The organism is Rhizobium skierniewicense Ch11 (assembly GCF_023757665.1).
Lineage (GTDB): Bacteria > Pseudomonadota > Alphaproteobacteria > Rhizobiales > Rhizobiaceae > Agrobacterium > Agrobacterium skierniewicense.
Genome location: NZ_RXPG01000021.1, coordinates 269,872 through 292,591 on the forward strand (window position 1 = coordinate 269,872; position 22,720 = coordinate 292,591).

The following is a 22,720-nucleotide window of genomic DNA, read 5'->3' on the forward strand; positions in this document are numbered from 1 at the left end:
CAATGCTTAACGGCAGTTTGCGCAGAAGCGCTGGATGCGGTTGCACGCTTCTTCAAGCAGCTTTTCAGATGTCGCATAGGATATGCGGAAGTTCGGGCCGAGGCCGAAGGCCGTGCCATGAACCACTGCCACGCCTTCCGTTTCCAGAAGCTCGGTCACGAAGTCCTCATCCGTCTCGATGACCTTGCCCGAAGGCGCGGTCTTGCCAATCAGGCCAGCGCAGGAAGGGTAGACGTAGAATGCGCCTTCCGGCATCGGGCATGTGATGCCCTTGGCCTGGTTCAGCATCGAAACAACCAGATCACGGCGGCCTTCGAAGATTTTCTTGTTGGCCGGGATGAAGTCCTGCGTACCGTTCAGCGCCTCGACGGCTGCCCATTGCGCAATGGATGTTGCACCGGATGTCTGCTGGCCCTGGATCATGTCCATGGCCTTGATGAGCGCCAGCGGGCCAGCGGCGTAACCAATACGCCAGCCAGTCATCGCATAAGCTTTGGACACTCCGTTCATCGTCAGCGTGCGGTCATAGAGCGACGGCTCAACTTCCACCGGCGTGACGAACTTGAAGTCGCCATAGGTCAGGTGCTCATACATGTCATCGGTCAGAACCCAGACATGCGGGTGATTGAGCAGCACGTCCGTTAGCGCCTTCAACTCGTCGTGGCTGTAGGCAGCACCGGAAGGGTTGGACGGGGAGTTGAACAGGAACCACTTGGTCTTCGGCGTGATAGCCTTCTCCAACTCTTCCGCCGTCAGCTTGAAATTGCCTTCCAGAGTGGTGTGAACGAAAACCGGCGTGCCGCCGCAGATCGACACCATTTCCGGATAGCTGACCCAGTAAGGTGTCGGAATAACAACTTCGTCGCCAGGGTTAAGCGTCGCCATGAAAGCATTGAAAAGAATCTGCTTTCCACCCGTGCCGACAATCGTCTGCTCGGGCTTGTAATCCAGACCGTTTTCGCGCTTGAACTTTTCGGCAATCGCCTTGCGCAACTCGGGAATGCCCGAAACAGGCGTGTATTTCGTTTTGCCAGCGTTGATCGCGGCGATGGCGGCTTCCTTGATGTTGTCGGGCGTATCGAAATCCGGCTCGCCTGCGCCAAGGCCGATCACATCGCGACCCTGCGCCTGCAACTCGCGGGCTTTCTGGGAAACGGCGATGGTGGCGGAGGGCTTTACGCGGGAGAGAATGTCGGCAAGGAAGGCCATTTTGATCGGTCCTGTTGAAATTGACATTGGCAGAAGCTTGCGACTGTCGCCTTCTGCGCGAAGTGGTATGTCGAAAGACGTACCGGGTTTCAAGGGCACATGCCATGAAAACATTACCATCAGCGTACTTTAAATATCGCTTAACTAGCCCGTAACGCTTTGTATGCTATGGTGCGCCGTAGACGTGTTTTCCCGGGTAAACGCCGTGGCCCAAAAAAGCATTTTTTCAAATCTTATGCACGAAGCCGATGGCTCCTGGTCCACGACCTATGGCGGATTCACCCTGAAATCCGCGCTCCAGCCCATCTTCCGCCGCCTTTCCAGTGGCCGGCTCGACATCGATTCCTTCGAAGGTCTGGTGCGGCCCTATCAAGGCGCTGAACTCATCCCGCCTGCACAGTTGTTTCGCCAGGTTCATGGTGACGACATCGAGGCAATCGACAGCATTCTGCGCACCATCCATATTCTCAACACCGGTGCGCTGGAGCGCTCACGCGCACGGATTTTCGTCAACTTCCATCCTGGCCTGTTTCGCACACCGGGCAAGATGCGCCAGGAAGTCGAGCGGATGCGCCTGTCCGCGCATGAAGCGGGCATGACCCCGGACCGTATTGTCTGCGAGATTGCCGAGAAGAATGCCGATACCACGCTCGTCTCGGACTTTGCCGACCATATGCGTGCCATGGGCTTTCGTGTTGCGATAGCCGATTTCGGCGCAGGCGATTCCGACATTGCGCGGGTGAAGCTGATGAAGCCCGATTATGTCAAGTTCGAAGCTGCATGGGCACGGCAGTTCATGCGCAATTCCGCGGGCGCGGCCCTTCTGCGGCACATCGTCAAACAATTCGCCATGGACAATATCGAACCGATCTTCGAAGCCTTGGAGGACCAACAGGAAATAGAGCTTTGCATCGATCTGGGTGTCGCTTTGATGCAAGGCTATGCTCTGGCAAGACCCGAGCTTGCACCAACGAGTTTCAATCAGCGTTTTCCAGAGGTTTTCGGGCCGTCGCGCCCACAGCCACACAGCGTTCCCCTGACCGGTACGGGATACAAACCACCAGGACCAAAACCCGGCCGCACCTTTGGAAAACGTGGAATTTGAGGACGTTAACACGCTGTTAACCGATGCCTTGATATCGCCTCAATAAATGCGCCGAACTGTCTGATTTCGGTCCACTTGGCGTCCATTTCCAAAGGTCTTTTAAGCATGTCGCGCAGCACTGTGCCACTCTCTTTCAATTTCGGCATGCCACACTCTCAAAGGACCGGGACAATGTTTCTCAATGATCGGAATTTGGCGGCCCGGCTGAGAACGCAGCGCACCCTTTTTTCGTTGTGGATGGCACTGGCGGCGCTCATGGTCATTGTCACCATGGCCGCAGGATTGGCAACCACGGCGCATGCCGCAGACATCGACTATATCCAGACGTCGGCCATAGCATCCGCCCCGATTTCAAAGGCATCCGACCGCATCTTCGTGATCGGACTGATGGTGGCAGGTTTCGTCACCATGGCCGTTGGCGGTATCGTTCTGACCCTAAACAGCATCCGCGAAACATCCGGGCGCCACAGACGCCACTGAAACGGCGCTGCATTCCCGCGTTCTTGTTCTTGTCGCGTTTAGCTGATACAGCCACCCAAAATCTGCACATCGATGTTTTAAGAAGACACGCAGCCGCGTGATCTTTGCTTTTGGTGGTTCCATGACACGCATTCAAGCCAACCTCGTCCTCTTGCTCGCCGCAGCGATCTGGGGTGGCGGCTTCGTTGCGCAATCGACCGCCATGGCCAGCATCGGGCCTTTCTGGTTCGTTGGACTTCGCTTCGCCATCGCGGCTCTCGCCGTTCTTCCCTTTGCGATGATGGAGAGCCGCCGGATGGAATCGCGGCCCAGCTTTGCTGAAACAAAGACATTCATGCTTGTCGGCGTCGCCCTATTTTTGGGCGCCATTACCCAGCAGATCGGCTTGCTGACCACGACCGTCACCAATTCCAGCTTTTTGACCGCGCTCTACGTCATCTTCGTCCCGGTCATCGCCGTGGTCGTCTACCGTCGCAATCCCCATTGGATCGTTTGGCCGGGCGCGCTGATGATGTTGTGCGGAATCTTCCTGCTCTCGGGGGGCGGCATGACCCGGCTGACCACAGGCGACACGCTGAGCATCATCTGCGCGGTTTTCTGGGCCATCCAGATTACGCTAGCCGGACGCTTCGTCATGCAGAGCAATCGTCCGCTTGCCCTCTCATGCACACAGTTTGCCGTCTGCGCCATCCTTAGCATGGTGATCGGGATCTTTATCGAACCCATCAACTACGCGGCCGTCGAGGCATCGATCCGAGAAATCCTCTATGTCGGGCTTGTCTCGTCAGGCCTTGCCTTCGTGCTTCAGGTTATCGGGCAGCGCTACACGACTGCACCGCAGGCGGCCATTTTTCTGTCGTCGGAAGCCTTGTTCGGCGCGTTGTTTGCTACGATTTTTCTGAATGAAACAATCCCGGCGATCGGATATATCGGCTGCGCCATCATTTTTGTTGCTATACTTCTGGTCGAACTGGTGCCTGAAGTTTTCAAGCGGCGGGACAACCGTGTTGTCGCTGAAACTTGAGCGGTCTCCGCCATTCGTCCTGAGATAAAATTCACCGCCCTCACGCGAAAATAAACGTCAAATCCGACGACCAGCAATATTTTCGTTTCCCAAGATAGAACGCACGAGAAAAATTCTGCCAGCGCCGTCGTCAGCCGTTTTAACCGCCGCTGTGAGGCTTCCTCGCCGCTGAAAACTTTTGCTTGCCAATTTTAAATAAACACAGCAATCTGTTGGGGTTCGGGCAAGTTGCGAGCATGGGAAGGCCTATAAAATAATTGCTTCGGGGACATAAAACTCCGAGCGGCGGGGACAAAAATAACGTTGATCAGAACGTCAAAAAGCTTTCCACGCAGGGTCCATTTTCTCAACAAAACTGCCTGTCGCACGCCCTCACGGGCAAAACTGTAATGCTGCCTGGAGCTGAACACGGGCGGAGCGAAAAGGACCTGATGCATGGCCGAGACTGGCACCGTTAAATTCTTCAATACCGACAAGGGCTTCGGCTTCATCAAGCCAGACAATGGTGGCGCCGATATTTTTGTTCATATCTCTGCCGTACAGGCTTCCGGCCTGTCCGCACTCTCAGAAAACCAGAAAGTGAGCTTCGACACTGAACCGGATCGTCGTGGCAAGGGACCAAAGGCAGTCAATCTGCAGATTGACGGCTAACCCTGACGGCATTCTTTTCTCGTTGAAGCCCGGCAGGAATGCCGGGTTTTTTTATGCGGCAGCCTACAGATAGCTAGCACGTTTCCATTTAACAAGGAAACGCGCTAAGCCTGAGAGCCGCTCATGCGGGCTTGGTTTTCTCTTCCCGCCCAGCCCCTTTCTCACCCGCGTAAATTCCCTGCAAATAGGGGTTGGTCCTGCGCTCTTGGCCAATCCGCCCGCCTGGACCATGGCCACAGATAAAGCCAACGTCATCGCCCAGAGGCAGAACCTTGTCGCGTATGGAGGCTAGAAGCTGCTCGTGGTTGCCACCGGGAAGGTCTGTGCGGCCGATCGACCCTGAGAACAGGACATCACCCACATGCGCGAAGGACTGCTCGCGATTATAATAGATCACATGGCCTGGCGCATGACCGGGGCAATGCAGAACCTCGAAATGGTGCTCGCCGAATGAGACGACATCGCCATCATTCAGCCACCTGTCTGGAAGGACGTTCCGCAGGCCGGAAATTCCATAGGTCTGCGCCTGGACTTCGATACGCTCGAGAAGCGGTCTGTCATCTTCGTGCGGACCTATGATCGGCAGCGAGAGCTTCTCCTTCAAGTCCTTGGCACCCCCGGCGTGATCGAGATGACCATGCGTCAGCCAAATTTCTTTCAGCATCACACCGTTTTCGGTCACCGTCTGGATGATGACATCCACATCGCCGCCGGGATCGACGATCACGCCTTCCTTGGTGTCTTCGTCGAAGAGGATCGTGCAGTTCTGCTGAAATGGCGTTACGGGAATAATGCCTGCCTGTAACTTACCCATGATTTCATCCTTTTCTTCGAAAACAACGCGCTTTCTATAAACGGACAAACGCCACGGCACAATCGAACTCGCATGTCTGTGGTCGTTGGCAAACGAGCGAATGGCGCCATCCAAAGCATAACTTTAGTAATCACGGAAATGGGAACAGACCTGTAACTCGTGCGTTCATGCCCCAGTCTTCAAAGGAGTGAGACAGATGAACAACAAGTTTAAAGTCATGATCGCCGGTGGTGCGTTTGCGCTGCTGGCCGGATATGCGAATGCGGCCATGGTCGCCACCACCGCATCAGACGTTTCCGTACGGTCCGGTCCAGGCGAAGACTATCCTGAAGTGGGTCTTGCAACACGAGGCAGTGAGGCTGTGCTCGATGGCTGCATGGACGGCAGCGAGTGGTGCCGGATCGAAGTCAACGGCGTGCGCGGTTGGGCCAACGCCGACTATCTGAACGTCATGTACGAGGGCGCACCCGTCATCCTGCGCGAGCGTCGCTCGGAGGTTAACGTCCCCGTCGTGACCTATCAGAAAACATCGGACGTTCAGGCTGAGCCAAACCCAGGTGATCCAAACCTTGGTCGCGTCGGAGAAGTTGATCCGCCAGAGCAGGTCATGACCTATATCGACGCCCACCCCGGTGAAGTCGTCACTATCGACGGTGACGTCGCCATTGGTGGCATGGTCCCGGCAGATGCGCGCCTGACCAATATTCCGGACTACGAATATCGTTATGTTCGCGTCAACGATCGCGCCGTTCTGGTCGAGCCGAGCACGCGCCGGATCGTTTACGTTTACGAATAATCTTCGTCGCCAGCACAAACCGGAAGAGCGCGGTCACACCGCGCTCTTTTTGCGTTCATGAAAATTCGGATGCACAATTGCGTTGATATGGCTTCATCAGCATATTATCGAACGCAACAGAAAATGATTGCAAGCATCCTCCCTGCGACATTGTTTTTGGGCTAGTGTCCGCCGTCTCGATCTTACCAGTGCCTCGTAAGTGTGATGTGAGGGCCGGTGAACGGGTCTCAGCGCTCGTGGTGCGAAAGCTTGGTTGCAGTAAAAAGGAACGACAGTGCCTGCCCAATCGATGAAAAAGACTGCCGGTAAACAAAACCCAGCTCTGCCGCATGTCGATGACAGCAAGATCGACTTCGATACGATCGAGGCTTTCTTTTTCGCCTATCGCGATTTCGTGTCCGACCCGGATGTCATCCTGTCCAAACTGGACTACGGCAGAGCCCATCACCGCGTCGTCTATTTCGTGTGCCGCAACCCGGGCATGACCGTCGCCGACCTTCTGGACACCTTGCAGATCACCAAGCAGAGCTTGGCCCGTGTCCTAAAGCAGTTGATCGATGACGGGTATATTCGCCAGATGGCAGGCCCGGAAGATCGTCGGCAGCGCAGGCTCTACCCGACACTGACGGGGCGTGAACTGGCGCTGGCTCTGAGCGACCCGCAATCTCGGCGTATTGATCGTGCCCTGCAAGGAATGCAGCCGGAGGCACGCGCATTCGTGAGAGAATTCCTGGCAAGGATGCGTGATCCCCTAACGGACAGGCAAGCTGCAAACGACCAGACAACGGAGGCAAAGGAGTAATCATGCAAAATGGCACGACGAAGCAGCCACTGGCCGAAGATGACGCCCCTCACCTTCTGATCGTTGATGATGACGCCCGCATCCGCGCCCTTCTCCAACGCTTTCTCGGCGAAAAGGGCTATCGCATCACAGCCGCTGCAGATGCAGCCGAAGCCCGCCGCAAAATGGAGGGCATCCGTTTTGATCTTCTCATTCTCGATGTCATGATGCCCGGCGAAAATGGTCTGTCGCTGACCCGGTCCCTCAACGAAAACAAGTCCGTGCCGGTCATTCTGCTCACCGCACGCTCGGAAGCCGATTCCCGTATCGCAGGCCTCGAGGCCGGTGCGGATGATTATCTGGCCAAGCCTTTCGATCCCCGTGAGTTGGTGCTTCGCATCAACAACATCCTTCGACGCAACGCATCTCCCGATGCCCCGAAGGTGGAGCAGATCATCTTCGGACCCTACAATTTCTCCGTACCGCGCAAGGAGTTGCGACGCGGGGCTGAGATCATTCGCCTGACGGACCGCGAACAGGACATCATGATGCTGTTTGCCTTGCGTGCGGGCGAGACCATTCCTCGTCACGAACTGGTGGATGCAGACGCTGATGTGGGGGAGCGCACGATTGACGTGCAGATCAACCGCCTTCGTCGAAAGATAGAGGAAGACCCTGCCAACCCGGTTTACTTGCAGACCGTGCGCGGTATTGGCTACCGCCTCAGCGTCGATTAAGCAGACGCCTCCCACAATCGCACAGGCGGAACAATGGCAAACCTCAAGCTCATAACTGCTTTGAGAAACACGGCACCCTTCCGTGCGTGGCGCTTCTTCACGCGCTGGCTTCGTCACTGGCTGCCCACAGGCCTTTATACCCGCTCCTTGCTCATCATCATCCTGCCCATGGTCTTGCTTCAGGTCGTGGTTGCTGCGGTGTTCATGGAGCGTCACTGGCAACTTGTGACAGAACGGCTGTCTGCCGCTGTGACCCGAGACATCGCTGCCATCATCGAACTCATTCAGACAGACCCGGAGGAAGACGATTACCAGCGTGTTATCCGCATTGCACGCGAACGGCTGGATCTCAGCGTTTATATCGAACCCAAGTCTGCCTTGCCCGAACCCCGCCCTCAGCCTTTTTTCTCCATTCTCGACACCATCCTGGCCGATCAGATCCGTGAGCAAATCGGCAGACCATTCTGGCTGGATACGTTCGGGAACGGGGCGCTCGTCGAAATTCGTATTCAGCTCGACAACAAGACGTTGCGCGTCTTTACACGTCGCAGCCAGGCATATGCTTCAAACACCCATATCTTCCTCGTCTGGATGGGCGGTGCGTCACTGGTGCTGCTTGGAATATCCATTCTATTTCTGCGCGGGCAGATCAGGCCTATTCTGGCGCTGGCCAAAGCCGCTGAAAGCTTTGGTCGAGGTCAGAAAATCACGGCCTACTCACCCAGAGGCGCAGATGAGGTGCGCCGTGCCGGCCTCGCCTTCATCCTGATGCGGGAGCGGATAGAGCGGCAGATGGAGCAGCGCACCGCGATGTTGAACGGCGTCAGCCACGATCTTCGCACGATCCTCACCCGCTTTAAGCTTCAGCTCGCTCTGGCCAGCGACAATCCCGATCTGGAAGGCCTCGACAAAGACGTGGACGACATGCAGTCCATGCTGGAGGCATACCTTGCCTTTGCGCGCGATGACACGGAGGAAAGTGTCGGCACACTCGAGCTCAGGCCTCTGCTCGACAAGATGAGCACCGACTTCCAGATGCAGGGAAAAACCCTTCGTTACGACTTGCGCGGGGTTGAAGAACTTCACGTCAGACCTGGTGCCTATTCCCGGTTGATCGGTAATCTGGTAGCCAATGCGGCACGTTACGCCAACACGCTGGACATCGAGGTTCGAAAGGCGCCCAAATCGATTACGCTGATTTTCGATGATGATGGACCGGGCGTGCCCCCGGAGGCGCGGGAGGACGTGTTCAAGCCATTTTACCGACTGGACGAAGCCCGCAACCTCAACGCATCCGGCACCGGGCTCGGACTTTCCATCGTCCGCGATATCGCGCGCAGCCATGGCGGCGACGTGACGCTTGACGATAGCCCGTTGGGCGGTTTGCGCGTGATGGTAAAAATTCCAGCCTAACCGTCAGAACGGCACGCGGTTCAACACATCTTCTGGCCGTTGGGAACGGCCTGCTCGACGCTGGCGAGAACGATGTCGCCGTTCTTGTCGGCAAAACCGAGTGTCAGAACTTCGGAACGGAAGGGACCGATCTGTCGCGGTGGAAAGTTGACGACGCCCAGAACCTGGCGTCCGACGAGGTTGTCCAGCGTGTAGTGGACGGTAATCTGCGCAGATGATTTCTTGACGCCGATCTCGGATCCGAAATCGATTTTGAGCTTGAAAGCAGGCTTGCGCGCTTCGGGAAAAGGCTCGGCTTCTATGATCGTGCCGACGCGGATATCGATCTTCTCGAAATCCGCGTAGCTGATGTCCCCGCTCATAGTGCCAACTCTTTAGCACGCTTGCATGCCTCGGCAATCGCCTTGTCAAACAAGGGTTGCATGCCGTCATCTGCCATTAAAACCGATAGGGCCGCAGCGGTCGTACCACCGGGCGATGTCACGTTCTTGCGCAGGCGCGAAGCCTCTTCGGGGGACTGGTGAAGCAATTCGCCAGCCCCCGCGACGGTTTCCCGTGCAAGACGCATGGCGAGGTCCGCCGGCAGGCCGAGTTTGCGACCTGCCTCTGCCATGCACTCCACGAGATAAAAAACATAGGCCGGACCACTGCCAGAAACCGCGGTCACCGCGTCGATATCGCCTTCGGTCTCGACCCACTCCACAGGACCGCTGACTTTGAGCAATGTCTCGACAATAGCACGCTGCGGTTCGGTGACGGATGTGTTGGCATATGCCCCTGTCACGCCACGGCCAACCATGGCGGGCGTATTCGGCATGGCGCGGATGGACGCGTTTTTGCCGAGATGGGCTTCAATGCCTGCAAGCGTCGTACCGGCTGCGATCGACACGACCACGGTTTGCGGGCCGACAAGCGACCGCAAGGATGGCAAAACAACATCCATCAACTGCGGTTTGATAGCGAGAAACAGAACCCCGGCGCTGAGACCCTCAGGCGCTTCGGTCAGATGCGTCGCACCGGCTTCGGCGATAACGCTCTTCATTGCATCCGATGGGCCGGGATCGATGACAAAAATCGAGGAACCCGTCACGCCCTTCTTCAGCCAGCCAGAAAGAAGCGCGCCACCCATGTTGCCAGCGCCGATGAGAACGAGCGGACCGGATGCAAGCGATATCATGCGATCACGCTTCCCCGACGGTTTCGAAAAGCGCAGCTTCCATCGCCGCCTTGGCTTCCATGCCCGACCATACAACGAACTGGAACGCCTGGAAATATTGCTCGCAGGCTTCGAGCGCGCTGGAGAGAAGCACCTCGACCTGCTGGTTCGTCGGCTCTGCACCGCCTGCCAAAAGCAGTGATTGACGGAAAATGACGACATCTTCCTGGCGCCACAAGTCGAAATGTCCCATTAGCGTTTGCCCGTTAACATGCGCGAGCAGACGAATGACTTCGTTGACGCGGTGGTCGGCAATCTTGATGTCGAACGCGCAGGCCAGATGCAGCGCCTCATATTGCTCCATCCACGAGAAAGACACATGATAATCAGCCCAACGGCCCTCGACCGTCATGGCAATCTCATCCTCGCCGGAGCGCTCAAACGACCAGTCGTTGGACGCGGCAACAAACTCGATCATATCGACCGGATTGGTATGACGCTCGACTTCAAATTCCACTAGGCTCATGCGGCACCTTCTCAGCCGGAAATGAATGTTTTGTCTCGCACGCAAAGGCACAAAAACGCACACGCAAATGCCGGGTTACAATACTTATCGATGATGCCCGACACTGTCAGAATTACGCAGTAAACATGTCTGAAGCTTACGGAGTTCGTTTCGAATCATCATTGAAAATCAGTGTATAACGAGCGAGTCCCCGCGCCACCCCCACAGAACCGCTTTTGCAATCAGAACTGTGTATATCTCCTGTTACGAAACCTCAGTTGTGAGTCATAACTGACTCTGCCAATTGTGTTTTTTGGGTGTTTCCACAGACGTTAAAAAAAGTGAATGAAATCGCTTGCTTGCGCCTGTCGAATCCCCACTCCGGCCCAAACTGCTTCGAAACGAGACAAAAACGAGAAATGCCGGACCTTTGGGAAGGCCCGGCATCAGAATCAGCGTCGGTTAAATTGCTCAGGAAGCGGTCGTGGAGGACTTCGCTTCGAGCGCCTCTATCCGTGCCCGCAAGGCGTCGTTTTCATCGCGAGCCTGAATGGCCATGTCTCGCACGGCTTCGAACTCCTCGCGCTTGACCAAATCCAGGCTGTTCAGCCAACGCTCGGCTTGCGCGTGAAAAGCGGATTCGACCTCTTTGCGCATACCCTGAGCTGCGCCCGCTGCGTCCGTCATCAGCTTTGCAAATTCATCAAAAATGCGGTTGGTTCCGGTCGTCGTCATGGTTCTGTATCCTCGTCAGGTTCTGGAAAGGTCAGTTACTGTTCCGGGTCATGCATCTCAGGTAGGCACTCCCCTGTCGCCTTGCAAGCGAAATAAGGTTGGCGTCCAGCGGAGAGGCCCTAAAACGCGGCCTTGATTGTGCCTAAGAATCGCCTTGACCATACCTGTTTCAGTCGCCATTTTCGCGCCCGGGAAAAGTATGAAAGAGGTATGCGGCTGTTAACCAGACCACTCTAGAGTTCTTTGACTTCAGCTCAATGACAATGGAATAAACGAATTGTTTGCACCCCTGGCCCAGTTCTCGATCATGCCGTTTCCCGATATCGATCCTGTGGCCATCCACATTGGGCCGCTTCCCATTCACTGGTACGGGATTGCCTATGTCATCGGCATCATGCTGGGCTGGTACTATGCACGCCAGCTGAGCCTGTCAGATCGTTTATGGCCCCACGACACGTCGCCGGTGACGCCCGTACATCTTGATGATTTCATCGTCTGGGCAGCCGCCGGTATCGTTCTGGGCGGACGCATAGGCTACATTCTGTTTTACGATATGGGCGCCATTATCGATAATCCGATCAGGGCCCTGCAAATCTGGAACGGTGGCATGTCCTTCCACGGCGGACTGATCGGCACGACCGTCGCCATGGTGCTGTTTGCAAGGCGCAATGGTATTCCCGTCTGGAGCATGTTCGACATCATCGCAGCGGTCGCACCAATCGGCCTTTTCTTCGGCCGGATCGCCAACTTCATCAATGGTGAGTTGTGGGGCCGTCTGACCGATGTTCCCTGGGCAGTTGTCTTCCCCACCGGCGGCCCCTTCCCCCGCCATCCAAGCCAACTTTACGAAGCGGGCCTGGAAGGCATTATTCTCCTCATTGTCCTCGCCATCCTGATTTATGGCTTCAAGGCGTTGAAGAGCCCCGGCACGATTACAGGTGTTTTCGTTTGCGGTTATGCGCTGTCTCGTATCTTCGTGGAGTTTTTCCGAGAGCCGGATGCGCAGATCGGCTATCTCGCCGGGAACTGGCTGACGATGGGTATGGTTCTTTCAACACCCATGTTCCTTCTGGGCGTCTGGGCAGTTTTACGGGCGCGCAGCGCCTCGCCAGCATAGGGGCCGGGTAACACGATGCCGACACCGCTCGCACGCCGCATCAAATCCCTCATCCGCCTCAACGGTCCGATGAGCGTAACCGATTTCTTCGCACTTTGTCTGGCCGACCCGGAGCACGGCTATTACAAGACACGTCAACCCTTCGGCCACACGGGCGATTTCGTAACCGCGCCCGAGATAAGTCAGCTATTCGGGGAAATGCTCGGCGTCTTCATCGTTCACGCATGGCAGCGGCACGGCACGCTGGCCCCTGTGCGACTGGTGGAGATTGGTCCGGGACGCGGCACCATGATGGCCGATATGTTGCGCGTCATTCAGCGTATCGCGCCACCGCTGTATGAAAGCATGAGTGTGCATCTGGTGGAAACCAGTCCGCGACTGACGGAAACGCAGCAACACACACTTGCCATTCACGGAGACAAGATTGCCTGGCACGAGAGCTTCGATGACGTGCCGCCTGGCTTCTTGCTGATTGCCACCAACGAATTGTTCGACGCCATCCCCATCCGTCAGTTCGTAAAAACGCCGCAGGGCTTTCGCGAACGTGTGGTGGCGATGGATGCCGACGACGAACTCATCTTCACAGCCGGATTGGCCAGCATCGATCCCGGCCTTCTGCCGCCTCTACCCGAACGTCAGCCGGTTGGCACGATTTTCGAATATTCGCCGGCCCGTGAAGCTGTGATGGCAGCCATTGCCCAGCGGTTGAAAAGCCAGGGTGGCGTGGCATTGATCATCGACTACGGCTACATCGTTTCGGGTTATGGCAATACGTTGCAGGCGCTGCGCATGCATGAGTACGATCCCGTCCTGGCCAATCCCGGCGAAGCCGATCTGACCAGCCACGTCGATTTCGAAAGCCTTATGAAAACCACCGAGCAGTATGGCGCGCACGTGAATGGCTGCCTGCCGCAAGGAGACTTCCTGTACGGCCTGGGCTTGCGCGAACGCGCAGAAGCGTTGGCCGCAAAGGCTGAACCGGATCAGGCAACGGATATCGCCGAGGCTGTCAACCGGCTGGCGGGCGAAGGTGCAGGCAAGATGGGCGAACTCTTCAAGGTGCTTGCCGTGTCCGGCTCGCCTGTTCATCTGCTGCCGTTCCGCCCGCTGGATTGACAGGGTCACCGGCCTTGGGCCAACATCGGGATAATTCGAAGCAGTCGAATCTGCCGTCTGCACCCCACAAGAGGTGCGCTTTACCGGAAACACTCGCTCGCGGATACTCGCCTCAAAATCAGCGACATCGCCAAGGATTGATACTGTCATGCAGGACGAAACGTTGCCGCGTCCCCTTCAAAGCCCCCTGCTCGCCGGATCTGCGGGCAAGTCGATCCGCCATGGTTTTTTCACCCGTCATGGCGGTGTCTCTGAAGGCATTTATCGTGGCCTGAATGTCGGGCTGGGATCTCATGACGTGCGCCAATCCGTGTTGGAAAACAGAAAACGTGTTGCACAATGGTTCGGACGTCCCGTCGAAAAACTCGCAACCGTCCACCAGATGCATTCGCCCGATGTGGTCGTGGTCGATCACACCTATGAGGGTGAGCGCCCGGAGGCCGATGCCATGGTCACGGCAACACCCGGCATTGCGCTGGGCGTCTTGAGTGCCGATTGCGGACCAATCCTGTTTGCCGACCCGAACGCCCGCATCGTCGGCGCAGCACATGCGGGGTGGAAAGGCGCCGTCTCGGGCGTTCTGGAAAACACCATTGATGCAATGATAGGCCTTGGTGCCCAGCGTGACCGGATCGTCGCCAGCCTTGGTCCATCGATTAGCCGCGAGAATTACGAGGTAGGGCCCGAGCGTGTCGAAAGCCTCAAAGAGATGAACCCAGCATACTCCGCCTATTTCTCGCCCTCACCCAATCCAGACCACGCTTTTTTTGACCTCAAGCAACTGACGATAGACCGGCTCACCGCTGCAGGCGTGACGGCGGAAAATCTCGATATATGTACATATCCGGATGATGCCAGCTTCTATTCCTATCGCCGCACGACACACCGCGGCGAGCCGGATTACGGACGGCAGATTTCGGCAATCGCAATTCTGGAGAACTGATTATGGCCTTGCACTTCGACGCTGCTGAATTTGAGGCACGCCGCGCCCGCCTGACCGAAAAGATGGTTGAAGAAAAGCTCGATGCCATTCTGCTGTTTGCGCAGGAAAGCATGTATTGGCTGACCGGCTACGACACCTTCGGCTATTGCTTTTTTCAGACATTGGTCGTCAAGGCTGATGGCACGATGACGCTTCTGACCCGGTCCGCTGATCTGCGCCAGGCACGTCAGACGTCGAACATCGAAAACATCGTCATCTGGGTGGACCGCCTCAATGCCGACCCGACGCTCGACCTCAAAAACCTGCTAAGCGACATGGATTTGCTCGGCTGCCGCGTCGGTATAGAATTCGACACTCACGGGATGACGGGGCGCGTCGCGCGCCTTCTCGATAACCAGCTTGCCAGCTTCGCTCAGGTCATCGATGCATCGGCCGTCGTCAGCGGCCTCAGGCTCGTCAAAAGCCTTGCCGAAGTCGCCTATGCGAAACGCGCTGGAGAACTGGCGGATGACGCACTGGATGCAGCTCTTAAGATTGTCGCGGCAGGTGCAGACGAGGCGGATATTCTCGCTGCCATGCAAGGTGCCGTCTTTGCCGGAGGTGGTGACTATCCCGCCAATGAATTCATCATCGGCTCTGGCCCGGATGCCCTTCTTTGCCGCTACAAGGCCGGTCGCCGCAAACTGGATGCAAAAGACCAATTGACGCTGGAATGGGCAGGCGTCAGCGCGCACTACCATGCGGCCATGATGCGCACGGTTCTCATCGGCGAGCCGGAGTTTCGCCACAAGGAACTCTACAACGCCTGCGTTGAAAACATCCACGCCATCGAGGAGGTCCTGCGCCCTGGCAATACGTTCGGAGACGTGTTCGATGTCCATGCCCGCATCATGGACGAACGCGGACTGACACGACACCGACTCAATGCCTGCGGTTATTCGCTGGGTGCCCGTTTCTCGCCATCGTGGATGGAGCACCAGATGTTCTATGCGGGCAACACGCAGGAAATTTTGCCCAACATGACACTGTTCGTCCACATGATCATCATGGACAGCGATTCAGGTGTCGCCATGACGCTGGGACAAACCTACCTCACCACCGAAGCCGCACCGGAATCACTCTCCCGCCACAGCCTGGATTTGTTGACGGCCTAATCTCGATTTGACTCGCATCAAGATCGAACCGTACATTGCCGTCAATCAGGGAGCGACGGAGCATTTCATGAGGGGACATCTGGCATGCGGCGGCTAGGGTTGGTAATCGCAATTCCAAGCCTCGCGCTCGTTCTATCTGCCTGCAACACGACGGATGCACTGACCCCGCAAGTGGATGTCGGCCAAAGCAACGTGCAGTCAACACCCGTCAACCAAGGCGACCTTGACCAGATGGCAGCGGCGGCAGACCGGTCTCCATCTGGTGTGTCCTCGCAGGTTCCAGCTTACGCACCGCAAAACAACCGCGAGGCACAGGCACAGGCATTGTCCAGCGGCGCACAATATGGTGAGCCGGTGGCTGCAAAACAGCCCGCGCAGGCACAACCGCAACCCCAGACAACCGCCCTGCCCTCTGGCTCGTCGGCCGGCACCATTCGCTTCCTGCCTATTATCGGAGCTCCGATCCAGGCCGTAACACCGCTATCTCGACAGCTCGGTGCTGAAGCACGCGCAAAGGGGCTGACGATCCGCCCGTCGTCCGATACCTCGGCTGAAAATATCCTGAAGGGTTATTTATCAGCCTTTGCAGATGGATCGAACATCACCATCGTCTATGTCTGGGATATACTGGATGCCAACGGCGCGCGCCTTCACCGACTGCAGGGACAGGAAACGGTGCCGGCCAGAGGCAGCGACCCTTGGGCAGCGGTAACCGATGCGGCAATGCAAAAGATCGCCGCCAAAACACTGAATGACTATCAGTCCTGGAAACAGTCTAATCGCGGATAAACAACCTGAACTGGTGGGAAGACCTCTGGAGCGAGGTTAAGTCACAAAGTTTTCATGAAAATTAGGGGTAACACCCTCTGACCTCTTGCATTCACGGGCAACCCCGCTATTAAGGCGCCCATGGCAAAACGGCGTGTCCGGAACCCTTCGGGTCGGGTATTCCTCACAGTTGAACGACGCGCAGACCCCAGAGAAACCGTCTCTGTTGATCTTAAGCGGTGGCATCAAAACAGGCGGCAACAATGAAGGTTTTCGCAGGCAATTCGAACCGGCATCTGGCCGAAGCGATCTGCAAGTATCTGAATGTCCCTCTCGGAAATGCCACTGTAAAGCGGTTTGCGGACCAGGAAATATTCGTTGAAATCAGCGAAAACGTGCGCGGTGAGGATGTTTTCCTCGTGCAGTCCACATCTTTCCCGGCAAACGACCACCTGATGGAACTGCTGATCATGATCGACGCGATGCGTCGTTCCTCAGCAAAGCGCATTACAGCCGTTCTTCCCTATTTCGGCTACGCCCGCCAGGATCGCAAAGCTGGTCCTCGCACACCCATTTCGGCCAAGCTCGTCGCCAATCTGATCACCGAAGCCGGTGCTGACCGCGTTCTGACGCTCGACCTGCATGCGGGCCAGATCCAGGGCTTCTTCGATATTCCAACCGACAATCTTTTTGCCGCACCCATTCTGGCGCGCGACGTAAAGGAACACTACGACACCAAGAATGTCATGGTCGTTTCACCCGACGTAGGCGGGGTGGTTCGCGCCCGCTCTTTGGCAAAACGTCTCGACTGTCTGCTGGCCATCGTCGACAAACGCCGCGACCGACCCGGTGAATCCGAAGTCATGAACGTGATCGGCGACGTGACCGGTAAAGACTGCCTGCTGATGGACGACATCGTCGATTCCGGCGGCACACTCTGCAATGCCGCTGAAGCGCTTCTCAAGAATGGTGCGACCAGCGTCACGGCCTATATTACCCACGGCGTTCTTTCTGGTGGCGCTGTTGCCCGCGTCGCGTCGTCCAAACTGCGCGAACTTGTGATCACGGACAGCATTCAGCCAACGACTGCCGTGCAGTCTGCACCCAATATCCGCGTCATTACGACAGCCACGCTCCTTGGCGAAGCCATCAACCGCACGGCGATGGAACAGTCAGTTTCAGGCCTTTTCGACTAAATATTCTATTTAAATCCGATGCAGAATAAAAAAGCCAGAACGCAAGCTCTGGCTTTTTTGTTGTGTTTTTTGCACCGGATTACCGAAAGCCCCTTAAGGACGTCCGGCAGTTGCGCACTGCTTAGAAGAAACCGAGCTTGTTCGGGCTGTATGACACAAGCAGGTTCTTCGTCTGCTGATAATGGTCGAGCATCATCTTGTGCGTTTCACGCCCGATACCCGACTGCTTATAGCCACCGAACGCGGCACCGGCAGGATAGGCATGGTAGCAATTCGTCCAGACGCGACCGGCTTCGATTCCCCGCCCTGCACGATAGGCAAGGTTTGTGTCACGGCTCCACACACCGGCACCAAGGCCGTAGACGGTATCATTGGCAATTTCGATCGCCTCTTCCACCGTCTTGAAAGTGGTGACTGACACGACCGGACCGAAGATTTCCTCCTGGAAAACCCGCATCTTGTTGGTGCCTTCAAACACCGTCGGCTGGATGTAGAAACCATCCTTCAGATTGCCGGAAAGCGATTTCTTGTCGCCGCCGGTCAGCACTTTCGCACCTTCTTTTTTGCCGATTTCCAGGTAACTCATGATCTTGTCGAACTGCTCCTGTGAGGCCTGAGCCCCGATCATGGTTGCAGAGTTCAGTGGATCGTCCTGGCTGATGGCCTCAACGCGTTTGATCGCCTTTTCCATGAAGCGATCATAGATCGACTCATGCACCAGCGCGCGGGATGGGCACGTGCAGACCTCTCCCTGGTTCAGCGCAAACATCGCAAAGCCTTCAAGCGCCTTGTCGAGAAACGCGTCATCCTCGTTCATCACATCCGCAAAGAAGATGTTTGGCGACTTGCCGCCAAGTTCAAGCGTAATGTTCGTCACGTTATCGGCCGCATAACGCATGATCTCCTTGCCGACCGAGGTGGACCCGGTAAAGGCGATCTTGGCGATGCGGCTGCTTTGCGCCAACGGTTTGCCAGCTTCCACGCCCAAACCATTGACGATATTGACGACGCCCGCCGGCAAGATATCTCCAATCAGTTCCATTACGAGAAGAATGGAGGCCGGTGTCTGCTCGGCAGGCTTCAGCACCACGCAGTTACCGGCAGCCAGCGCTGGCGCCAGTTTCCATGTCGCCATCAGGATCGGGAAATTCCATGGAATGATCTGGCCGACGACGCCCAGGGGCTCATGAAAATGGTATGCCACCGTATCGTTGTCGATTTGGCCAATCGAGCCTTCCTGTGCACGAATGCACCCAGCGAAATAGCGGAAATGATCGATCGCAAGCGGGATGTCCGCATTGGTCGTTTCACGCAAAGGCTTGCCGTTGTCCCAGGTTTCGGCGCGGGCAATCAGATCAAGATTGTCTTCTATACGCTGGGCGATTTTCAGCAGCATGTTGGAACGTTCGGTTGCGCTTGTCCTGCCCCAAGCGGCGCGTGCCTTGTGGGCAGCATCGAGAGCGAATTCGATATCGCTGGCATCCGAGCGGGGCACTTCGCACATCTTCTGGCCTGTTATGGGCGACAGGTTATCCATATAGCGGCCGGACTTCGGCTCCACCCACTCACCGCCGATGTAATTACCGTATTTCTGTTTGAACGGTGCTTCACCAGCTTTCTGCTGGACTTGAATGTTCATGACTTCATCCTCCCTGATGACGGGCGATCCTCGTCGGACCGCGTGGCAGGAAGGTGAGCGCAGAATTCGACGATTGATAGGGCGCGACTTGAATACCGCAGTGCACAGTGTTTCACATCTGCGACAGCACAATCTGTGAATGCAGTTGGTTAGTGAACCGAAAGCTTCTTCATCTTGCGGTAAAGCGTTGCCCGGCTGATTCCCAGCAGAGATGCAGCCTTGGTAATATTGCCATCGGCACGGGACAGGACCCTGCGAAGTGCCGCCCGTTCGGCATCGGCAAGCTCCGCGCCCTTGTCGTAACGCTCCTCCCGCAGCGCATCTGAAGCCGGAATGCCTGCGGCCAGATGGGCATCGTCCAGCCGAAGAGCCTGCCTTGCAGCCCGGGTCGCGCCCAAAATGATGTCGTCCTGATCAACCGCCAAAAGCGACAGCGCCGCAGAGTGACCGGATGGCACCAACAGGATACGCGCACCGGGGAAAGCCCGTCGGAACAGGTTACCCTCGATACGCTGTGCGGAATCACGCACCGCCTGCGTGAGCATCGAAAACGTCAGATCATCAACGTCATCGCGGCAGGTTGAAATATCCAGCGCGCCGGTAACCTGGCCCAGATGATCGCGAATAGGAGCCGTCGTGCAGCAAAGATTGATGTTGGCCGAGAAGAAATGCTGGTCGCGGTAGACGGTCACGCAACGCTCGTCGGCCAGTGCCGTGCCAATGCCGTTGGTGCCGACACTTGCCTCACTCCAGACGGCTCCCGACCAAAGACCCAATCGTCGAAAATCTTGATCGTCGGTTGCCGCCCCCCGGCGCTCAAGCGCAACACCGTCTGCATCCGTCAAAAGCAGGCAGCATCCCGCTTTGCCGACACTCAGAAAAATTCGGTCCAATTCGTCAGCACTTTCCGCAATCAAACCCGCGGAAATTTCGCGCGCCAGGCGAAAATCGGCATCGGCGAGAAAAGCCGGCTCACTGCTTGTCTCGGGTGCGAGGTGATGCATGGTCATGCACCTGCGCCATGACGCAATGATGGGGGAACTTGCCGCAGCCGAGGGCTGGCTGGCGGTGTGGTACACATGGTCCGCATGGGCCGTACTGTTGGACATCGTCTCCTCCCGAGATTTGTCGGAATGGTGCGCCTGATGTCGCGCGCTTACAATAAAAAAAAGCGTTATTTGCGCATATGCCGCTCAGCTTGCCAGCGGCAACGCTTCATGATCCAGCTCAACGTTTTCTTCGGGCTCGATGTTCACGATATCATCGATCGTGGCCGCGGGTCCGGGACGTCCGAAATAGAAGCCCTGCACGTGCTTGCATCCTTCGCGACGTAAAAATTCCATATGTTCCATCGTTTCCACACCTTCCGCCAGAACTGGAATATTGAGACTGTTGGCGAGAATAAGGGTCGAGCGAACGATGGCTTGGGATTGAAGATTGGTTGCCAGTCCCTCCACGAAGCCCCGGTCGATCTTGATCTTATCAAAGGGAAAGCTCTGAAGCGTCGAGAGTGACGAATAACCCGTACCGTAATCATCCATGGCAATGCGCACGCCCAGATCCTTGAGACTACGGATCGTCATCAGCGCGCGGCGATGATCGACCAAGATACCGCTTTCGGTGATTTCCAACTCCAGTCTGCGTGGCTCCAGACCACTGTCCTGCAGGCTGCGTTTTACCTTCTGGACAAAATCGGAATCCAAAAGCTGCGAAGGCGCAACATTGATGGCGATGTCGAGAGGGTTCCTCCAGGTCACTGCCTGGAAGCAGGCTTCGCGAAGAACCCATTCTCCCATTTCGATGATGAAGCCTGTCTGCTCGGCAATCGGAATGAACTCTGCCGGCGAGATCAATCCACGCAGCGGGTGGTTCCATCGCAGCAAGGCCTCGAAGCCGACGACCTTTCCAGTTGTCGTATCGTTCTGCTGCTGAAAATAGAGCTCGAATTCGCCTCTGGTGAGCCCCGAACGCATGCTGATCGCAAGCGCGTTGCGCGCACGAGATGCATCATCCATGGATTTGTCATAGAAGTAGATGGTCCCGCTTACGTCGCTTTTGGCGCGATACATGGCGACATCGGCTTGCGAGATAAGGGCGTCGGCATTGTTAATGCCGGAACCGCCAACAGCAATGCCAATGCTGGCACCCACCGATAAGACCGTCTCCCCCCATTCGACTGGCTTGACCATCTCGCCCAGCAGCCGCTTGGCAAACTCGAGCACCGTGGACTTGGAATAATACCGATGCAGAACCGCGACAAATTCGTCACCGCCCACACGGGCGACGAATTCGCCTGGCAGCAAAACACTCGTCATTCGATCCGCCAAGGCACGCAGCACCGCATCTCCGGCACTATGTCCGTGAACGTCGTTGATTTCCTTGAAGCGATTGAGGTCAAACGACAGAAGCGCAATGCGCGCCGTTGGGTCGGCGCTACGCGTCAAAAGACCGTGCAAATGTTCGTTAAAGGCGGCACGGTTGGGAATGCCTGTCAGCGCATCATGCAGGGACAGATGACGATATCGCGCAACGGCCTGCAAGCTGCTTTCGGAATCGATGACATAGGTTGAAAAAGCGACGGCCATGAGGACGAATGTGATCATTACGGCACCGGCGGCCATGACACTCGACGGCACAACCGTAAAGGGTATGGTCGCTGAAGGGTCGAAAACGATGGAAATTGCAGCCATCCCCGTGAAGTGGGTGGAGCCGATCGCCAGAACCAAAGATGTCATGCCGCCATATTTGCAAAGCCAACTCACCGGCCGGACGATCCTGCTGGTGGCCAGCATCCCAAAAAAAGCACCCAGAACCATTGACCACATAACGTAGACCTGGTCCCAGACAACCGCACCCTGCACCATATAGGCAGCCATGCCGGTATAATGCATGCAGGCGATTCCAAGTCCGACGATCAGTCCGCCCGCTTCCACTAAGGCGGTTTTCCCGCCATAGGTCGCCACAGCAAAACCGCCCATCGTCGTTGCGATGGCGATCATCAGCGACAAGCCTGTCAATCCCGGTAAAAACCCCACGGTGCCAGAGGTTTGAAAACCCAGCATGGCAACGAAATGCGTCGTCCAGATCGTGGCTCCACCGATCGTGCCGGTCAAAAACAACCAGTTGACACGCTGGATCGCAGCCGATTGTCGCGCCCGCATGAAAAGGCGTATCGTCAACAGCGAACCCAGCACACAGATGGTGACAGCGGTCATTGTAAAACGAATGTCATGGTCCACGGCAAGGCAGCTCAGAATTTGGTACATCGGTGTCACGCATCAGTTGAACTGCGCGCGAATGTACATGGTCCAGGTTTTTAGCACGTTTACCGACGTGACTAAGCGTTGATTAAAATTCGCGCTCGGCGACGCCTTGGGCAAA

Annotated in this window: 23 protein-coding genes; 14 read left to right on the forward strand and 9 right to left on the reverse strand. The window is 56.5% G+C overall.

Annotated features, from left to right (window positions below; translation table 11 throughout):
• Positions 1–6: 6 nt before the first annotated feature.
• Complete coding sequence (locus EKM04_RS15495) at positions 7–1,209, reverse strand: pyridoxal phosphate-dependent aminotransferase (protein ID WP_183895294.1); 1,203 nt, start codon at positions 1,207–1,209, stop codon at positions 7–9.
• 205 nt (positions 1,210–1,414) lie between these two features.
• Here EKM04_RS15495 and EKM04_RS15500 point away from each other — a divergent pair, with 205 nt between their 5' ends.
• From EKM04_RS15500 to EKM04_RS15515, 4 genes are all read left to right on the forward strand, one after another.
• A complete protein-coding gene (locus tag EKM04_RS15500) occupies positions 1,415–2,314 on the forward strand; it encodes an EAL domain-containing protein (protein WP_183895292.1) in 900 nt (299 codons plus the stop codon).
• Positions 2,315–2,485: 171 nt separating this feature from the next.
• On the forward strand, positions 2,486–2,794 hold the full coding sequence (locus EKM04_RS15505; protein WP_183895290.1) for a hypothetical protein: 309 nt from the start codon (positions 2,486–2,488) through the stop codon (positions 2,792–2,794).
• A gap of 121 nt (positions 2,795–2,915) precedes the next feature.
• A complete protein-coding gene (locus EKM04_RS15510) occupies positions 2,916–3,818 on the forward strand; it encodes a DMT family transporter (RefSeq protein ID WP_183895288.1) in 903 nt (300 codons plus the stop codon).
• Positions 3,819–4,253: 435 nt separating this feature from the next.
• Positions 4,254–4,469, forward strand: a complete 216-nt coding sequence (locus tag EKM04_RS15515) for a cold-shock protein (RefSeq protein WP_042617292.1) — start codon at positions 4,254–4,256, stop codon at positions 4,467–4,469.
• 121 nt (positions 4,470–4,590) lie between these two features.
• Here EKM04_RS15515 and EKM04_RS15520 read toward each other — a convergent pair whose 3' ends face one another.
• Positions 4,591–5,283: an MBL fold metallo-hydrolase gene (locus EKM04_RS15520; protein ID WP_183895286.1), complete on the reverse strand. Its 693-nt coding sequence runs from the start codon at positions 5,281–5,283 to the stop codon at positions 4,591–4,593.
• A 196-nt stretch (positions 5,284–5,479) separates the two neighbouring features.
• On the opposite strand from EKM04_RS15520, the gene EKM04_RS15525 reads away from it, so the two are divergent.
• From EKM04_RS15525 to EKM04_RS15540, 4 genes are all read left to right on the forward strand, one after another.
• Positions 5,480–6,079 (forward strand): DUF1236 domain-containing protein, encoded by a 600-nt coding sequence (locus EKM04_RS15525; protein ID WP_183895284.1) that lies wholly within the window; start codon positions 5,480–5,482, stop codon positions 6,077–6,079.
• Between the two features lie 289 nt (positions 6,080–6,368).
• Positions 6,369–6,881, forward strand: coding sequence for a MarR family winged helix-turn-helix transcriptional regulator (locus tag EKM04_RS15530; RefSeq protein ID WP_183895676.1), 513 nt, complete (start codon positions 6,369–6,371; stop codon positions 6,879–6,881).
• Between the two features lie 2 nt (positions 6,882–6,883).
• Entirely contained in the window at positions 6,884–7,597 is a 714-nt protein-coding gene (locus tag EKM04_RS15535) for a response regulator (RefSeq protein WP_174153616.1), read from the forward strand.
• Positions 7,598–7,630: 33 nt separating this feature from the next.
• A complete protein-coding gene (locus tag EKM04_RS15540; RefSeq protein ID WP_174153617.1) occupies positions 7,631–9,010 on the forward strand; it encodes an ATP-binding protein in 1,380 nt (459 codons plus the stop codon).
• 20 nt (positions 9,011–9,030) lie between these two features.
• Here EKM04_RS15540 and EKM04_RS15545 read toward each other — a convergent pair whose 3' ends face one another.
• The 4 genes from EKM04_RS15545 to EKM04_RS15560 all read right to left on the reverse strand — a co-directional run bounded on the left by EKM04_RS15545 (position 9,031) and on the right by EKM04_RS15560 (position 11,406).
• Complete coding sequence (locus tag EKM04_RS15545; protein WP_174153618.1) at positions 9,031–9,372, reverse strand: tRNA-binding protein; 342 nt, start codon at positions 9,370–9,372, stop codon at positions 9,031–9,033.
• Complete coding sequence (gene proC, locus EKM04_RS15550; RefSeq protein WP_183895282.1) at positions 9,369–10,187, reverse strand: pyrroline-5-carboxylate reductase; 819 nt, start codon at positions 10,185–10,187, stop codon at positions 9,369–9,371. Before proC ends, EKM04_RS15545 begins: the two co-directional genes overlap by 4 nt.
• 4 nt (positions 10,188–10,191) lie before the next feature.
• Positions 10,192–10,692 (reverse strand): type III secretion system chaperone family protein, encoded by a 501-nt coding sequence (locus EKM04_RS15555; protein ID WP_174153620.1) that lies wholly within the window; start codon positions 10,690–10,692, stop codon positions 10,192–10,194.
• A 450-nt stretch (positions 10,693–11,142) separates the two neighbouring features.
• Positions 11,143–11,406, reverse strand: a complete 264-nt coding sequence (locus EKM04_RS15560; RefSeq protein ID WP_183895280.1) for an accessory factor UbiK family protein — start codon at positions 11,404–11,406, stop codon at positions 11,143–11,145.
• Between the two features lie 307 nt (positions 11,407–11,713).
• Between EKM04_RS15560 and lgt the strand changes: the two genes are divergently transcribed.
• The 6 genes from lgt to EKM04_RS15590 all read left to right on the forward strand — a co-directional run bounded on the left by lgt (position 11,714) and on the right by EKM04_RS15590 (position 17,700).
• A complete protein-coding gene (gene lgt / locus EKM04_RS15565; protein ID WP_183895674.1) occupies positions 11,714–12,523 on the forward strand; it encodes a prolipoprotein diacylglyceryl transferase in 810 nt (269 codons plus the stop codon).
• Between the two features lie 15 nt (positions 12,524–12,538).
• Entirely contained in the window at positions 12,539–13,639 is a 1,101-nt protein-coding gene (locus tag EKM04_RS15570) for a class I SAM-dependent methyltransferase (protein ID WP_183895278.1), read from the forward strand.
• Positions 13,640–13,787: 148 nt separating this feature from the next.
• Positions 13,788–14,582, forward strand: a complete 795-nt coding sequence (pgeF, locus tag EKM04_RS15575; protein ID WP_183895276.1) for a peptidoglycan editing factor PgeF — start codon at positions 13,788–13,790, stop codon at positions 14,580–14,582.
• A gap of 2 nt (positions 14,583–14,584) precedes the next feature.
• Positions 14,585–15,736: a M24 family metallopeptidase gene (locus tag EKM04_RS15580; RefSeq protein WP_183895274.1), complete on the forward strand. Its 1,152-nt coding sequence runs from the start codon at positions 14,585–14,587 to the stop codon at positions 15,734–15,736.
• Positions 15,737–15,820: 84 nt separating this feature from the next.
• Entirely contained in the window at positions 15,821–16,525 is a 705-nt protein-coding gene (locus EKM04_RS15585) for a hypothetical protein (RefSeq protein WP_183895272.1), read from the forward strand.
• 242 nt (positions 16,526–16,767) lie between these two features.
• On the forward strand, positions 16,768–17,700 hold the full coding sequence (locus EKM04_RS15590) for a ribose-phosphate pyrophosphokinase (RefSeq protein ID WP_174153626.1): 933 nt from the start codon (positions 16,768–16,770) through the stop codon (positions 17,698–17,700).
• Between the two features lie 121 nt (positions 17,701–17,821).
• Here EKM04_RS15590 and exaC read toward each other — a convergent pair whose 3' ends face one another.
• The 3 genes from exaC to EKM04_RS15605 all read right to left on the reverse strand — a co-directional run bounded on the left by exaC (position 17,822) and on the right by EKM04_RS15605 (position 22,605).
• Positions 17,822–19,339, reverse strand: a complete 1,518-nt coding sequence (exaC, locus tag EKM04_RS15595) for an acetaldehyde dehydrogenase ExaC (RefSeq protein ID WP_183895270.1) — start codon at positions 19,337–19,339, stop codon at positions 17,822–17,824.
• Positions 19,340–19,488: 149 nt separating this feature from the next.
• Positions 19,489–20,448 (reverse strand): helix-turn-helix domain-containing protein, encoded by a 960-nt coding sequence (locus EKM04_RS15600; RefSeq protein ID WP_183895268.1) that lies wholly within the window; start codon positions 20,446–20,448, stop codon positions 19,489–19,491.
• Between the two features lie 84 nt (positions 20,449–20,532).
• On the reverse strand, positions 20,533–22,605 hold the full coding sequence (locus EKM04_RS15605; protein ID WP_183895266.1) for a bifunctional diguanylate cyclase/phosphodiesterase: 2,073 nt from the start codon (positions 22,603–22,605) through the stop codon (positions 20,533–20,535).
• Positions 22,606–22,720 lie beyond the last annotated feature (115 nt).

Bases quoted from the DNA above. Each gene is read 5' to 3' on its own strand.
- EKM04_RS15495 (WP_183895294.1), bottom strand. From the start codon at position 1,209: ATGGCCTTCCTTGCCGACATTCTCTCCCGCGTAAAGCCCTCCGCCACC.
- EKM04_RS15505 (WP_183895290.1), top strand. From the start codon at position 2,486: ATGTTTCTCAATGATCGGAATTTGGCGGCCCGGCTGAGAACGCAGCGC.
- EKM04_RS15510 (WP_183895288.1), top strand. From the start codon at position 2,916: ATGACACGCATTCAAGCCAACCTCGTCCTCTTGCTCGCCGCAGCGATC.
- EKM04_RS15515 (WP_042617292.1), top strand. From the start codon at position 4,254: ATGGCCGAGACTGGCACCGTTAAATTCTTCAATACCGACAAGGGCTTC.
- EKM04_RS15520 (WP_183895286.1), bottom strand. From the start codon at position 5,283: ATGGGTAAGTTACAGGCAGGCATTATTCCCGTAACGCCATTTCAGCAG.
- EKM04_RS15525 (WP_183895284.1), top strand. From the start codon at position 5,480: ATGAACAACAAGTTTAAAGTCATGATCGCCGGTGGTGCGTTTGCGCTG.
- EKM04_RS15530 (WP_183895676.1), top strand. From the start codon at position 6,369: ATGAAAAAGACTGCCGGTAAACAAAACCCAGCTCTGCCGCATGTCGAT.
- EKM04_RS15535 (WP_174153616.1), top strand. From the start codon at position 6,884: ATGCAAAATGGCACGACGAAGCAGCCACTGGCCGAAGATGACGCCCCT.
- EKM04_RS15540 (WP_174153617.1), top strand. From the start codon at position 7,631: ATGGCAAACCTCAAGCTCATAACTGCTTTGAGAAACACGGCACCCTTC.
- EKM04_RS15545 (WP_174153618.1), bottom strand. From the start codon at position 9,372: ATGAGCGGGGACATCAGCTACGCGGATTTCGAGAAGATCGATATCCGC.
- proC (WP_183895282.1), bottom strand. From the start codon at position 10,187: ATGATATCGCTTGCATCCGGTCCGCTCGTTCTCATCGGCGCTGGCAAC.
- EKM04_RS15555 (WP_174153620.1), bottom strand. From the start codon at position 10,692: ATGAGCCTAGTGGAATTTGAAGTCGAGCGTCATACCAATCCGGTCGAT.
- EKM04_RS15560 (WP_183895280.1), bottom strand. From the start codon at position 11,406: ATGACGACGACCGGAACCAACCGCATTTTTGATGAATTTGCAAAGCTG.
- lgt (WP_183895674.1), top strand. From the start codon at position 11,714: ATGCCGTTTCCCGATATCGATCCTGTGGCCATCCACATTGGGCCGCTT.
- EKM04_RS15570 (WP_183895278.1), top strand. From the start codon at position 12,539: ATGCCGACACCGCTCGCACGCCGCATCAAATCCCTCATCCGCCTCAAC.
- pgeF (WP_183895276.1), top strand. From the start codon at position 13,788: ATGCAGGACGAAACGTTGCCGCGTCCCCTTCAAAGCCCCCTGCTCGCC.
- EKM04_RS15580 (WP_183895274.1), top strand. From the start codon at position 14,585: ATGGCCTTGCACTTCGACGCTGCTGAATTTGAGGCACGCCGCGCCCGC.
- EKM04_RS15585 (WP_183895272.1), top strand. From the start codon at position 15,821: ATGCGGCGGCTAGGGTTGGTAATCGCAATTCCAAGCCTCGCGCTCGTT.
- EKM04_RS15590 (WP_174153626.1), top strand. From the start codon at position 16,768: ATGAAGGTTTTCGCAGGCAATTCGAACCGGCATCTGGCCGAAGCGATC.
- exaC (WP_183895270.1), bottom strand. From the start codon at position 19,339: ATGAACATTCAAGTCCAGCAGAAAGCTGGTGAAGCACCGTTCAAACAG.
- EKM04_RS15600 (WP_183895268.1), bottom strand. From the start codon at position 20,448: ATGTCCAACAGTACGGCCCATGCGGACCATGTGTACCACACCGCCAGC.
- EKM04_RS15605 (WP_183895266.1), bottom strand. From the start codon at position 22,605: ATGTACCAAATTCTGAGCTGCCTTGCCGTGGACCATGACATTCGTTTT.